This is a genomic window from Achromobacter sp. ACM02, from assembly GCF_014851605.1.
GTDB lineage: Bacteria > Pseudomonadota > Gammaproteobacteria > Burkholderiales > Burkholderiaceae_B > Achromobacter > Achromobacter aegrifaciens.
In genome coordinates, this window is sequence record NZ_JACUZY010000001.1 from 464701 (window position 1) to 477026 (window position 12326).

Genomic DNA, 12326 nt, shown 5'->3' on the forward strand with positions numbered 1-12326 from the left:
GGCCGCCAGTGCCCGCGCGTCCGATGCCGACCCGCAGGAGACCTCCATGGCCCGTCCGACCGTCCACGCCGCGCTGCCCGCCGATCTGCAAGCCTGGCTGCGACAGCATGCCGATGCGCTGGACGACGGCAGCATGGATGCGGCGGTAGTGTTGCCGCAACTGGCTGCCGCCGACGTGTTGCGCCATGGCGTGCCCGTGGGGCAGGGCGGCTTGCCAGACACGGATATCGGCGACGCGATCGAAATGATCGCGCAATTGGCGGAGCTTTCCGTTGCCGGGGCCTTCGTGGCCTGGAGCCAGCGAGTCTTCATCGAGTATCTGCTGCGCAGCCCCAACAAGGCTCTTGCGGAAGCCTGGCTGGCGCCGCTGCTGAAGGGTGAGCAGGCCGGTGCGACCGCGCTGTCGAACGCCATGAAGTTCCTGAGCGGCATCGAGTCGCTGCAGATCGCCGCGCGCGAGGCGGACGGCGCGTGGGTGCTGGACGGCCGGATGCCCTGGGTCACCAATCTGCGGCCCCAGGGCTTCCTGGTGGCCGCCGCTGTTGCCGCGCCCGATGGAACGCCGGCGGTGGTCGCGCTGCCGCATGGCATCGCGGGACTTGCCCGCAGCCCGGACCTGCCTTTGTTGGCGCTGCAATCGACCCACACCGCGGCGCTGGATCTGCGCGGCGTGCGCATGGGTCCCGAATGGATCATCCATCCTGATGCGCGGGAGTATCTGCCCCAGGCCCGGCCGGCCTTTGCGGGCATGCAATGCGGCCTGTCCATTGGCCTGGCGCGGGGCGCTTTGCGCGCCGCGCAACAGGCAGGGCAGGGCCTGGCCTCGCGCGGCATCCTGGGCCAGCCGCTGCAAGCGCTGGAGACGCAGTTGCACGCGCTGACGGCGGGTTTGATCGATGGGGTGCGCAGCGGGAGCTTCGTCTCGCAGCCCTGGCGGCTGTTCGAGCTCCGCATCGCCTTGGCCGAAGCTGCCCAGCAGGCGGTGCAGCTGGAACTGCAGGCCAGCGGCGGCGCGGCCTATCTGCGGCCGGCTGGCGCAGGCTTTGCGCGGCGCTGGCGGGAAGCGGCATTCCTGCCCATCGTCACGCCCAGCCTGGCGCAATTGAAGACGGAGCTGGCCAAGCGCCAGGCGCGGCTGGCGGCCGAAGCGGGTGGATAGCGGCGCGGCGGGGCCGCGACGGCCGGGTCTTATCGCCGTATGCCTTTGCCATTGACCGGGCAGACAATCTCGCGCAGCTTGCGCTGCACGGGGTCTTGCGCGATTGGCGCATTGCGGATGCCGGGCGGAGGCAGGGACTCGACGATGGGGCCGGTGGCGTTCTCGCCCGCATGGTGCACGACCTGGCTGACGGTATAGGTGCCGGCGGTGCAGTTCATGGTGACCGGCTGGATCACGGAGCGGTAGGGTTGCCCGTTGGCGGCGGAAATCTTGGGTTGGGCGTAGAACCAGGCTACGTTCACGGCCATCACGGCCGGGCGCTCCGATACCACCTTGATCGACGCGCTGTCGTAGAACACGCCAGGCATGGCTTGGGGGTCCAACGGCAGCCAGGCTGCTGCGGCGGACGGCATGTCGCCGGGCGGCGCGGCCTGCGCGGGGTGGACCCAGGCGGTCACGGCCAGGGCGATCAGGAATGCGTGCCTTGCGGTCATTGGTGTTTTCCGGTGGTGGCGCGGCGCGCCGGCGCCAGGCTTGTGGCCATGGCGTGTACCTGATCATACCGGGCAGGGCGCGTGCGCGCGGAGCGAATACGTCCGAGGGGCGGCGGGGCCTAAGCCGTCAACACATATTCCGGATAGCGCCTGCAGATCTCGGCTACTTGGCTGAGGGTGCCCGAAAGGTGTTCCCGCAGCACCTGCTGGGCGCGCTGCGGGTTCTGCGCGACGATGGCGTCCAGCAGGCGCTGGTGGTCGTCCAGGATGCGCTCGGCCTTGCCGGCCTCGGGCAGGTGCAGGCGGCGCAAGCGGTCCAGGTGGCCGCTGTAGCGTTGCGCCAGTTCCCACAGCCGGGTCACGCCGGCGGCTTCGTGCATGTCGCGGTGGAAGGCCTGGTCGGCGTCGATGAAGCGCTGGTACTGGCTGCTGGCGTGGCTGGCGCGCTGCAGGTCGATGCTGGCCTGCAGGCGCTGGAAGAGCTGCGGATCCGGGCGCTGCGCCAGCATCTGCACGATCTCGAGCTCCAGCGAGCGGCGCAGGAAATGCGCCTCGCGGGCGGCGTCCACATCGATGCGGCTGACCACCGTGGTGTGCTGCGGATAGATCTCGACCAGCGCTTCCTCGGCCAGCCGCATCAGCGCGTCGCGGATCGGGGTCTGGCTCAGGCCGTAGGTTTCCGCCAGCGTGATGCGCGACAGGGGCGTGCCCGGAGCCAGTTCCAGGGACACGATCTGTTCGCGTAGATGTTCGAAGACCTGGGGCGCGGCGTGGCGCGAACGGTCCAGTCTGAGCTTGGTGCTTTGCATCGGGTCGCGTGCGGAGTTGGGCCTGAAGAGTAACGGAGTTTAGCGGGTTTTTACCTAGCTGACGCACTAATGTATTAGTGTTTAAATGACCCGGTCAACATTACGAAAGACCGCCTCACCCCTATGAAACGCTCCTACGAAAGCCTGCGCAGCGCCGCCTGGATGGCCCGGGACGACCTGCGTTCCTTCGGCCACCGCTCCCGCATGATGCAGATGGGCTATGGCCCCGACGACTGGGCGGGCCGCCCGGTCATCGCCATCATCAACACCTGGTCGGACCTTAATCCCTGCCACAGCCACTTCAAGCAGCGCGTCGAGGACGTCAAGCGCGGCGTGTTCCAGGCGGGCGGGTTTCCGGTGGAGCTGCCCGCGATTTCGGTATCGGAATCCTTCGTCAAGCCGACCACCATGCTGTACCGCAACTTCCTGGCCATGGAGACCGAAGAGCTGCTGCGCAGCCATCCGGTCGACGGCGCGGTGCTCATGGGCGGCTGCGACAAGACCACGCCGGGACTCATCATGGGCGCGGTCAGCGCCGGGCTGCCTTGCGTCTACGTGCCCGCCGGCCCCATGCTGCGCGGCAACTGGAAGGGCAAGATCCTCGGGTCCGGGTCGGATGCCTGGAAGCTCTGGGACGAGCGCCGCGCCGGCAAGATCACGCAGGAGCAATGGACCGAGGTCGAGGGTGGCATCGCCCGCAGCTACGGCACCTGCATGACCATGGGCACGGCCAGCACCATGACCGCCATCGCCGAAGCCATAGGCATGACGCTTCCGGGCGCCTCCTCGATCCCGGCGGCGGACGTCAACCATATGCGCATGTCCGCCGAATGCGGCCGGCGCGTGGTGGAGATGGTCTGGGAGGACCTGACGCCGCAGCGCATCCTGAGCCTGGCCTCCTTCAAGAACGCCATCAACGTGGCGATGGCCATGGGCTGCTCCACCAATGCCATCGTGCACCTGGTCGCCATGTCGCGCCGCGCCGGCTGCGCCGTGGGCCTGGACGACTTCGACGCCGCCAGCCGCAAGGTCCCGGTGATCGCCAACATCCGGCCCAGCGGTGACACCTATCTGATGGAAGACTTCTTCTACGCGGGCGGGCTGCCGGCGCTGATGTCGCGGCTGCAGGACCATCTGGATCCGTCCGCCATGACAGTCACCGGCAAGACCCTGGGCGAGAACATCGCCGGCGCCGAGGTCTACAACGACGACGTGATCCGCCCGCTGGACCAGGCCATCTACGACGAAGGCGCGCTGGCCGTGCTGCGCGGCAATATCGCGCCGGACGGCTGCGTCATCAAGCCCAGCGCCTGCGCGCCGCAGTACCTGCGCCACACCGGGCCGGCCCTGGTGTTCGACGACTACCCCAGCATGAAGGCCGCGGTGGACGACGAGAACCTGGACGTCACGGCCGACCACATCATGATCCTGCGCAATGCCGGCCCCCAGGGCGGTCCCGGCATGCCGGAGTGGGGCATGCTGCCCATCCCGACCAAGCTGGTGAAGCAGGGCGTGCGCGACATGCTGCGCCTGTCCGACGCCCGCATGAGCGGCACCAGCTACGGCGCCTGCATCCTGCACGTGGCGCCGGAAAGCTATATCGGGGGCCCGCTGGCCCTGGTGAAGACGGGCGACCTGATCACCGTCGACGTGCCCGCGCGCAGCATCCACCTGAACGTCAGCGACGAAGAACTGGCCGCGCGCCGCGCCGCCTGGACGCCGCCGCCCCGGCGCTACGAGCGCGGCTACGGCTGGATGTACTCGAAGCACATCCTGCAAGCCAACGACGGCTGCGATTTCGATTTCCTGGAAACCGCTTTCGGCGCGCCCGTGCCCGAACCCGAGATCTTTTAAAGCGTCATCCGCGCCCATCCCACCGTCTTCAGAATACGGAGCCATCGTGTCCCAAATGAATCCCGAAACCCGCGCCCGCCTGGCCGGCGTCAGCACCGCCACCCTGTGCACGGCCTTGTTCAAGCGCGGCCTGCGCAACCAGTTCATCCAGGACGTGCGTCCACTGAACGCCACGCTGCCCAATATGGTCGGCCCGGCGTTCACCCTGCGCTACATCCCCGCGCGCGAGGACCTGAACACCATCAAGGTGTTCGAGGACCGCTCCCATCCGCAGCGCGTTGCAGTCGAGACCTGCCCTGAAGGCGCGGTGCTGGTCATGGACAGCCGCAAGGACGCGCGCGCGGCTTCCGCCGGTTCCATCCTGGTGACGCGGCTGATGAAGCGCGGCGTGGCTGGCGTGGTGACGGACGGCGGCTTTCGCGATTCGCCCGAGATTGCCGAACTGGGCTTTGCCGCCTATCACCAGCGGCCTTCGGCGCCCACCAACCTGACCCTGCACCAGGCCTTGGATATCAACGCACCCATCGGCTGCGGCGACGTGGCGGTGTGGCCGGGCGACATCGTCGTGGGCGACCGCGAGGGCGTGGTGGTGATCCCCGCCCACCTGGCCGACGAGATCGCCATCGAAGCCGTGGAGATGACGGCCTTCGAGGACTTCGTGACCAGCGAGGTGCAGCTGGGCGCATCCATCCTGGGGTTGTATCCGCCCACGGATCCCGGCACCAAGGACAAGTTCGCCGCATGGCGCAAGCAACAGGGCCGCTGAGCCTTGCCGCCGGCTCAGCCGGCAACCCCATAAGCCAAACAAGAGGCAGGAGACAACCATGAACACGCAACGACGCGGCGCGCTGGCCGCGCTGCTGGCCGCCGCCATGCTGGGCACGTGGGCGGCGCCCGCGCAGGCCGCCGACTGGCCCGCGCAGAAGCCGATTTCCTATGTGGTGCCGTTCACCGTGGGCGGCTCGACCGACGTGGTGGGCCGGGTGCTGGCCCAGAAGCTGGGCGACCGCCTGCATCAGAACGTCATCGTCGAGAACAAGCCCGGCGCCGCGGGCGGCATCGGCGCGACCTATGTGGCCAAGGCGCCGCCGGATGGCTACACCCTGTTCGGCGGCACCATCAGTACGCACGCCATCAACGCCAGCCTGTACAAAAACCTGAAGTACGACCCGGTCAAGGATTTCGAGCCGGTTTCGCTGATCGCCTACCTGCCCAACGTATTGCTGGTGGATCCGAACCTGGGCGTGAATTCCGTGGCCGACCTGATCGCGCTCCTGAAACGCGATCCTTCCAAGCGCACCTTCGCGTCCTCGGGCGCCGGCACCTCCACGCACCTGGCGGGTGAACTGTTCTCCAGCATGATAGGGGTGCCGCTCACGCACGTGCCGTACAAGGGCACGCCGCCCGCCATGGTCGACGTGTCCTCGGGCGCGGTGACCTTCATGTTCGACCAGATGACGGCGGCGTTGCCCCTGCTGCAGACCGGCAAGCTCAAGCTCCTGGCCGTGACCACCAAGGACCGCATCGCCTTGGCGCCGGAGGTGCCGACCATGCAGGAGGCCGGCGTGCCGGGCTTCCAGATGGCGTCCTGGCAGGCGGTGTACGCGCCCAAGGGCACGCCCAAGCCCATTCTCGACAAGCTGTCGCAGGAAATCGCGGTGATCCTGAAAGAGCCGGACGTGCAGGAGAAGCTGGGCAAGACCATGGGCATGGAAGTGGTCGGCAGCACGCCCGAACAGCTGCGCGACCTGATGGCGACGGAAATCCCGCGCTGGGCGGAAGTGGTGAAGAAGTCGGGCGCGACGGTCGAGTAAGCGGATCGGGCAAAGGGGGGACGGCATATCGGCGCCGTCCCCGCCGCCGCTCAGGATGTCACGATCAGGGCTTCAAGTTCAGCTTCGGCACCAGCGCCTTGAACGCCTCTTCCTGGCGCGCCACGTCGGCCGTGAATTGCGGCTGGTCGGCATAGGAGGGCGTCAGGTTCTGCTTGCGCATCAGCGCCTGGAAGTCCTGCGATTGCGCGACTTGGCGGGCCGCGGCGCGCCATTTTTCAACCGCGTCCGCGGGCGTGGCCTTGGGCAGGCCGATGCCGCGCCAGACGCTGAATTGCAGGTCCGCGCCTTTTTCCTTCATGGTCGGGACGGAGGGCAGGTTGTCCAGGCGCTTGGGCGCCATGACCGCCAGGGTGCGCAGCTTGCCGGTTTCCACGTGCTGCTGCAGTTCGGCGTAGGCAACCGTGGTGGCCTGCACGTCGCCCGCCAGGAGACCCATGATGGCCGGGGCCGAGCCCTGGTAGGGCACGTGCACGAACTTCACGCCAGCCTGTTCGCCCAGCGCCGCCGCCGCCATGTGCGGCACCGTGCCGATTCCGGCGTTGGACACGGCGACGCGTTCGGGATTCTTCTTGGCGTCCGCCAGGAATTCCTCCACCGTCTTCCAGGGCGCATCGGCGCGTACCGTGACCGACGAGGGATCGTCGGTGAAGCGGGCGATGGGCTGGAAGTCGCCGACCGTGGTCTTGCCTATGCCCATCAGGGGCACCACCAGCATTTCAGGCGTCATCAGCACCAGCCGGTAGCCGTCGGGCTGCGCGTTGGCCACGTAGGCCCAGCCGATGGAGCCGCTGGCGCCCGGCTTGTTGATCACCACCGTGGGCTGCGCCAGCATGGGCGGGCGCACCGCCTCGGCGATGGCGCGCGCGGTGTTGTCGCTGCCGCCGCCGGGCTGGTAGGCGACCACCAGTTCCATCGAGCGGGCGGGGTAATCCGCGGCGTGCGCGGCGGACAGGACGGAAACTGCGGACAGGGCGCTGAAGGCCAGCGCGGACAGGCGGTATGGGCGCATGGTGGCGGCTCCGGTATCAGTAGCCCAGGGCGGAAAGATCCGCGAGCGTCTGTTTGGTGATGGCGATAGTGCGTTCGCGTTCGGCCCCGGCCAGGTCCAGGCGCGGCGGCTTGACGGTTTCGGCGCTGCCGGTGATCAGGTGCTCGGCCAGCTTGATGTGCTGCACCAGCTTGACCACCGTGTCCAGGTGGAACAGCGGCGTCAACGCGGCGTAAAGCTTGCGGGCCCGCACGAAATCGCCCTCGACGGCCAGTTTCAGCAGGTCGACCGAGGCGCGGGGCACGGCGTTGGCCATACCCGACACCCAGGCCGTCACGCCCAGCGCGGCGCTTTCCAGGATCAGGTCATCCACGCCGCAGACCACGGCAAGACGGTCGCCGAAGCGCGTGATCAGGTCGGTCACGCGGGTGGTGTCGTAGGACTCTTCCTTGATGGCGACGATGGTCGGCTCTTCCAGCAATTCGGCCACCAGGTCCGGGGTCAGGTCCACGCCGTAGCCGCGCGGATTGTTGTAGAGCAGGATGGGCAGGGCGCTGGCGCGCGCCACCTCGCGATAGAAGGCCACGGTCTCGCGGCCGTCGGACTTGTAGGTCAGGCCGGGGAACACCATCAGGCCATTCACGCCGATGCGCTCGGCTTCCTGCGCGAAGGCCGCGGCGCGGGCGGTGCCGGTTTCCGCCACGCCGGAAATCACCGGCACACGGCCGCGCACGGTGTCGACGGCGGTGCGCAGCACCTGCAGTTTTTCTTCGGGCGAGAGCTGGGCGTTTTCGCCCACCATGCCCATCATCACGACGCCGCCCACGCCGTTCTCGATCAGCCGTTCCAGTCCCTGGCGGATGGCCTCCAGATCCAGCGAGAAATCGGGTTTCAGCTTGGTGGTGACGGCGGGAAATACGCCTTGCCATTGAATGCTCATGCTGCGGCTCCTGATGCGTGATCCATCCGGTGCAATCCGGTTGGATAGTGGTTATTGGATATTGGATCCAAAAATATGGGGCTTAAAAAAACGAGGCTCGGGCCTCGGTCCGTCGCCCTTGGGGGCGCCGGCTTGAACTGGATCATGGATCCAATATACTCACATTAAAAGGGCTGCGGGTAGCGGCTGTCTCTCGGGGTTTTCCTGGGCATGGCGGCCCTGTTTTCCGCCCAGTCCTGCCGTGCCGCCCCCGCCGCACGGTGCAACCAGGCAGGTTTCATGTCCCAGAATTCGCCGCTTTCCGCTTCCAATCCGTCCCGTTCCCAGGCCGCCAGCCCCGGCCGCCTCGTGCGCAAGACCGCCGTCGAACTGGTGGTCGACGAACTGCGCGACCGCATCCTGTCCGGCGCGATTCCCCCCGGTTCCGCGCTGCGCCAGGAACTGTTCGCCGAGGAACTGGGGGTGAGCCGCCTGCCCGTGCGCGAGGCCATCCGCCAGCTCAGCGCCGAAGGACTGATCGACATGATCCCGCATCGCGGCGCCTACGTTTCCATGCTGTCGCGCGCCGAGGTGCAGGAGTTCTTCGACATCCGCCTGCGGCTGGAGCCGTGGCTGTTGCGCCTGGCAGTGCAGCAGCATCAGACGCAGGATCTGGATCTGGCGAGCCAGGTGGTGGCGCAGATGGACACGGCCGAGCCTGAGCAATGGGGCCGCCTGAACTGGCAACTGCATGAACTGCTGTACCGCTCGGCGCAACGTCCCGCCGCGCTGGCCATGGTGCGCGCGCTGCATGAAAAATCCGAACGCTATTTCCGCTTCCAGATCGTCAACGCGCCGATCCGCCAGCAAGCCCACGACGAGCACAGCGAACTGATCGCGCTCGCCCGGCAGGGGCGGGCCGAAGACGCCGAGGCCGCGCTGGAGCGGCACATCGGCGAAGCCGCCGAGCAGATACTCGCCATCGTCGACCATCTGCTGGATGCGTCGGCGCTGCAGGAACCTGCCTAGACGTCCAGCTCCAGCGTGCCGCAGCCGCGCGATACGCAGACCATCATGCTGCGGTTGGCGGCGCGTTCCTCGTCGCTGAGCACGTAGTCGCGGTGGTCGACCTTGCCGGACAGCACGCCGGCTTCGCAGCTGCGGCACAGGCCTTCCCGGCAGGAGTACGGCCAGGCGACGCCGGCCGCTTCCAGCACATCCAGCACCGACTTGTCCGCGGGCACTTCGTGGCAGCCGCCGCTGCGCGCGAGCCGCACGGCAAAGCTTGAACCGGGCTCGGCCGCAGCAGGCGCGCTGGCGGAAAAGCGCTCGAAATGCACGCGCGCCGCGGCGATTCCGCCGCGTTCGCAGGCCGTGGCCACGGCATCCATCAACGGCCCGGGGCCGCAGCAATAGACATGCAAGCCTGGTTCCCCCAGCGCGCCCAGATAGGCGTCGAGGTCGCAGCGCGCGCCGCCTTGTTCGCTGTCGACATGCAGCGTCACTCGTTCGCCGTGCAAGGCCAGTTCAGACAGGTAGGCTGCCGCGTCGCGGTCGCGCACGCAGTACAGCAGCCGCCAGGGCTCGCCGCGCCTGACGCTTGCATGGATCATGCTGAGGATGGGCGTGATGCCTATGCCGCCCGCGATGAAGACATGGCCGGCGGCCTGCGCATGCAGCCCGAACAATTGCCTGGGCTCGCCGATATCCACCAGGTCGCCCTCGCGCAGCTGTTCATGGATGTAGCGCGAACCGCCGCGCGTCGCGGCCGCCAGGCCGATGCCCAGCCGGTACACGCCCAGTTCCGCCGGGTCGCCGCAAAGGGAATACTGCCTGACCAGGCCATTGCCCAACGCCACATCCACATGCGCGCCGGCCTCGAAGGCCGGCAGCATGGCGCCGTCAGGACTGCGCAGCGTCAGGCCGAGCACGCCGCGCGCCTCGCGCACGATGCGGCTGATGACTAGCCGGCGCATTTCAGGCCACCGCCTGCGCCGGGCGCACGCCGGACGCGCCGGCTGCCTGCTGCTCTTCTTCGATGCGGCGCGCCACCACCCAGCGGAACTGGGACAGCGCGGCGTCGATGGACAGCGGCACCATCTTGAAGTCGGGCGCCAGGGACAGCGAGCGCTGCTGCGCGGTGATGATGTCGCGGTCTTCGTCGAAGGCATCCACCACGCTCTGGTGGATGGAGGCAGTGACCTCGGGCCGCTCGATCGAGAAGTTGTGCGGATGCGCGAAGAAGTAGTGCGTCGAGGTTTCGGTTTCGGGCGTCAGGGCCTGGCAGCCGCGGAATTCGATCGCGCCGGCGCGGTTTCCTTCTTGTGCGCCGTCTCCGGCCGGGGCCATGCCCGAGTCCATCAGCAGGATGCCGGGCAGGGTGAAGTTGTAGATGTTCCAGCGGTCCACCAGGCCTGGCCATTCGCGGACCTTCTTGGCAAAGGCCGGCGCTTCGGTATTGAGCGTCCAGCGCGTGATGCGCACGCCGTCGGGCAGCCGGTCGACCTTGGGCGAGACCGAGGCATAGTCCTCGCTGCCGCCCAGCGTGGTCGGGTGTACGAAGGGCAGGTGGGAGAAGTCCAGCAGGTTGTCTGCGATCAGCAGATAGTTGACGTCATAGTGGATATAGCCGTCCAGGCTGCGCCAATCGGGATGATCCAGCCATTGGGTGTCGGGGATGAGGGCCGGATCCGCGCGTTCCGGATCGCCCATCCAGATCCAGATCCAGCGGTGCCGCTCCACCACGGGAAAGGTCCGCACCCGGGCCTGAGGCGGAATGCGCGCCTGCGCCGGGGCCTCGACACAGGCGCCGCTGGGATCGAACTTCAGGCCGTGGTACATGCAGCGCACGCAGTCGCCTTCGCGCCGTCCCACCGACAAGGGCGCGCCGCGATGGCAGCAGCGGTCTTCCAGCGCCACCAGCCGGCCGGCGCCGTCGCGGTACATCAGCACGGGCACGCCGGTGATGGTACGAGAGAACAGGCCGTCGGCGCTGACTTCCTGGTCCCAGGCGGCGACGTACCAGGTGTTTTTGATGAACATGGATGAGCTCCTTGGTTTACTTGACGTAGCGCCAGGCGCCGTCCTTGATCTGCACCATGACAGCGGCGCGTTCGTCATAGCCCACGTGGTCGGAGGGCGACATGGTGGACACGCCTTGCGAAGTCACGGCGTCGCGGGTGGCTTCCAGCGCGTCGCGCAGGCCCGCCCTGAATTCCGGCGTGCCCGGCCTGGCCTTGGGCAAGGTGGTCTTCAGCGCCTGTTGCAGCACGATCCCGGCATCCCAGGCGTTGGCCGCGAACACCGACATGGAATCCTTGCCGTGGGCGGCTTCGTAGCGCTGCGTCAGGTCCATGGCGACCGCGCGTATCGGGTTGGCCTGGTCCAGCTGGCTGGCGACCACGACCGGGCCCACGGCGAACAAGGCGCCCTCGGCGTCCTTGCCGGCGATGCGCAGGAACTCGCGGTTGGCGATGCCGTAGGTCTGGTAGATGCGGCCGGCATAGCCGCGCTCGCGCAGGGACTTCTGCGGCAGCGCCCCGGGCGTGCCGGACGCCGCCACGATGACCGCGTCCGGCCTGGCGGCCAGCAGCTTCAGGGTCTGCGCCGTGACGCTGGTGTCCGTTTTCACGTAGCGCTCGGTGGCAACCAGCTTGATGCCGGCGCGCTGCGCCTGCGCGGAAACTTCGGCCAGCCAGCTGTCGCCGTAGGCGTCCGCAAAGCCGATGTAGCCCAGCGTCTTCACGCCGGCGGCCTGCATGTGCGCGACGGTGCTGGCGACCATCAGGTTTTCGTTCTGCACCACCTTGAACACCCAGTGGCGCTGCGCGTCCATCGGCTCGACCAGCTTGGCCCCGGCCGCCAGGCTCATCAGCGGCACTTTCTTCTCCTGGGCGATAGGCAGCAGGGTCAGGGTGGCGGGGGTGACGGACGTACCCAGCACCACGTCCACGTTATGCTCGTCGACCAGCCTGCGGAAGGCGCGGGCGGCGCCGGTGGCGTCCGAGGCGTCGTCCAGCACGATGTAGCGCACCGCCTCGCCCGCGATCTCGCGCGGCAGCAGGTCTATCGCGTTCTTGGCCGGGCCGCCCAGCGATGCGGCCGGGCCGGTGAGCGACAGGATGACGCCGACGCCGACATCGGCCGAGGCGGCGTTACAGGACAGCAGGGCGCACGAAACCAGCACCGCGCGCACGGGGTGTAGAAGGGGCTTCAAGATGTTGTCTCCTTGTGGAAACGCCGGTCTGTGCGGCGTTTGACAAGACGAT

12 protein-coding genes are annotated in these 12326 nt (G+C 67.9%); 5 read left to right on the top strand and 7 right to left on the bottom strand.

The features are described 5' to 3' along the window. Positions 1-46: 46 nt before the first annotated feature. Positions 47-1159 (top strand): acyl-CoA dehydrogenase family protein, encoded by a 1113-nt coding sequence (locus IB258_RS02115; RefSeq protein WP_192352051.1) that lies wholly within the window; start codon positions 47-49, stop codon positions 1157-1159. 29 nt (positions 1160-1188) lie between these two features. Here IB258_RS02115 and IB258_RS02120 read toward each other — a convergent pair whose 3' ends face one another. Both IB258_RS02120 and IB258_RS02125 read right to left on the bottom strand, forming a co-directional pair. Next, entirely contained in the window at positions 1189-1653 is a 465-nt protein-coding gene (locus IB258_RS02120) for a surface-adhesin E family protein (RefSeq protein ID WP_054454705.1), read from the bottom strand. A 119-nt stretch (positions 1654-1772) separates the two neighbouring features. After that, positions 1773-2462: a GntR family transcriptional regulator gene (locus IB258_RS02125; protein WP_054454703.1), complete on the bottom strand. Its 690-nt coding sequence runs from the start codon at positions 2460-2462 to the stop codon at positions 1773-1775. 123 nt (positions 2463-2585) lie between these two features. Between IB258_RS02125 and araD the strand changes: the two genes are divergently transcribed. Genes araD through IB258_RS02140 form a run of 3 tightly spaced genes read left to right on the top strand, consistent with a single transcriptional unit; the run spans position 2586 to position 6130 of the window. Beyond that, on the top strand, positions 2586-4316 hold the full coding sequence (araD, locus tag IB258_RS02130) for an L-arabinonate dehydratase (RefSeq protein ID WP_175160679.1): 1731 nt from the start codon (positions 2586-2588) through the stop codon (positions 4314-4316). Positions 4317-4371: 55 nt separating this feature from the next. Next, entirely contained in the window at positions 4372-5082 is a 711-nt protein-coding gene (locus IB258_RS02135; protein WP_192352231.1) for a ribonuclease activity regulator RraA, read from the top strand. A gap of 58 nt (positions 5083-5140) precedes the next feature. Beyond that, the gene (locus tag IB258_RS02140) at positions 5141-6130 is read left to right on the top strand and encodes a tripartite tricarboxylate transporter substrate binding protein (RefSeq protein WP_192352052.1); all 990 of its coding nucleotides are present in this window, start codon (positions 5141-5143) and stop codon (positions 6128-6130) included. A gap of 64 nt (positions 6131-6194) precedes the next feature. Here the strand turns inward: IB258_RS02140 and IB258_RS02145 are convergent, their stop codons facing one another. Together IB258_RS02145 and IB258_RS02150 are read right to left on the bottom strand one after the other, a co-directional pair. After that, entirely contained in the window at positions 6195-7160 is a 966-nt protein-coding gene (locus IB258_RS02145; protein WP_054454686.1) for a tripartite tricarboxylate transporter substrate binding protein, read from the bottom strand. Positions 7161-7176: 16 nt separating this feature from the next. Then, positions 7177-8079, bottom strand: a complete 903-nt coding sequence (locus IB258_RS02150; protein WP_054454681.1) for a dihydrodipicolinate synthase family protein — start codon at positions 8077-8079, stop codon at positions 7177-7179. Between the two features lie 279 nt (positions 8080-8358). Here IB258_RS02150 and IB258_RS02155 point away from each other — a divergent pair, with 279 nt between their 5' ends. Next, entirely contained in the window at positions 8359-9087 is a 729-nt protein-coding gene (locus IB258_RS02155; RefSeq protein ID WP_225590242.1) for a GntR family transcriptional regulator, read from the top strand. Here IB258_RS02155 and IB258_RS02160 read toward each other — a convergent pair. Genes IB258_RS02160 through IB258_RS02170 form a run of 3 tightly spaced genes read right to left on the bottom strand, consistent with a single transcriptional unit; the run spans position 9084 to position 12274 of the window. Further along, positions 9084-10034, bottom strand: coding sequence for a PDR/VanB family oxidoreductase (locus tag IB258_RS02160; protein ID WP_175180867.1), 951 nt, complete (start codon positions 10032-10034; stop codon positions 9084-9086). The two genes, IB258_RS02155 and IB258_RS02160, sit on opposite strands and share 4 nt — an antisense overlap. A 1-nt stretch (position 10035) precedes the next feature. Further along, positions 10036-11100, bottom strand: a complete 1065-nt coding sequence (locus IB258_RS02165; RefSeq protein ID WP_119451170.1) for an aromatic ring-hydroxylating dioxygenase subunit alpha — start codon at positions 11098-11100, stop codon at positions 10036-10038. Positions 11101-11116: 16 nt separating this feature from the next. Further along, a complete protein-coding gene (locus tag IB258_RS02170) occupies positions 11117-12274 on the bottom strand; it encodes an ABC transporter substrate-binding protein (RefSeq protein ID WP_225590243.1) in 1158 nt (385 codons plus the stop codon). Between the last annotated feature and the right edge of the window lie 52 nt (positions 12275-12326).

Coding starts and splice junctions, on each gene's coding strand:
- IB258_RS02125 (WP_054454703.1), bottom strand. CDS start 2,462: ATGCAAAGCACCAAGCTCAGACTGGACCGTTCGCGCCACGCCGCGCCC.
- IB258_RS02140 (WP_192352052.1), top strand. CDS start 5,141: ATGAACACGCAACGACGCGGCGCGCTGGCCGCGCTGCTGGCCGCCGCC.
- araD (WP_175160679.1), top strand. CDS start 2,586: ATGAAACGCTCCTACGAAAGCCTGCGCAGCGCCGCCTGGATGGCCCGG.
- IB258_RS02155 (WP_225590242.1), top strand. CDS start 8,359: ATGTCCCAGAATTCGCCGCTTTCCGCTTCCAATCCGTCCCGTTCCCAG.
- IB258_RS02160 (WP_175180867.1), bottom strand. CDS start 10,034: ATGCGCCGGCTAGTCATCAGCCGCATCGTGCGCGAGGCGCGCGGCGTG.
- IB258_RS02145 (WP_054454686.1), bottom strand. CDS start 7,160: ATGCGCCCATACCGCCTGTCCGCGCTGGCCTTCAGCGCCCTGTCCGCA.
- IB258_RS02150 (WP_054454681.1), bottom strand. CDS start 8,079: ATGAGCATTCAATGGCAAGGCGTATTTCCCGCCGTCACCACCAAGCTG.
- IB258_RS02120 (WP_054454705.1), bottom strand. CDS start 1,653: ATGACCGCAAGGCACGCATTCCTGATCGCCCTGGCCGTGACCGCCTGG.
- IB258_RS02165 (WP_119451170.1), bottom strand. CDS start 11,100: ATGTTCATCAAAAACACCTGGTACGTCGCCGCCTGGGACCAGGAAGTC.
- IB258_RS02135 (WP_192352231.1), top strand. CDS start 4,372: ATGAATCCCGAAACCCGCGCCCGCCTGGCCGGCGTCAGCACCGCCACC.
- IB258_RS02115 (WP_192352051.1), top strand. CDS start 47: ATGGCCCGTCCGACCGTCCACGCCGCGCTGCCCGCCGATCTGCAAGCC.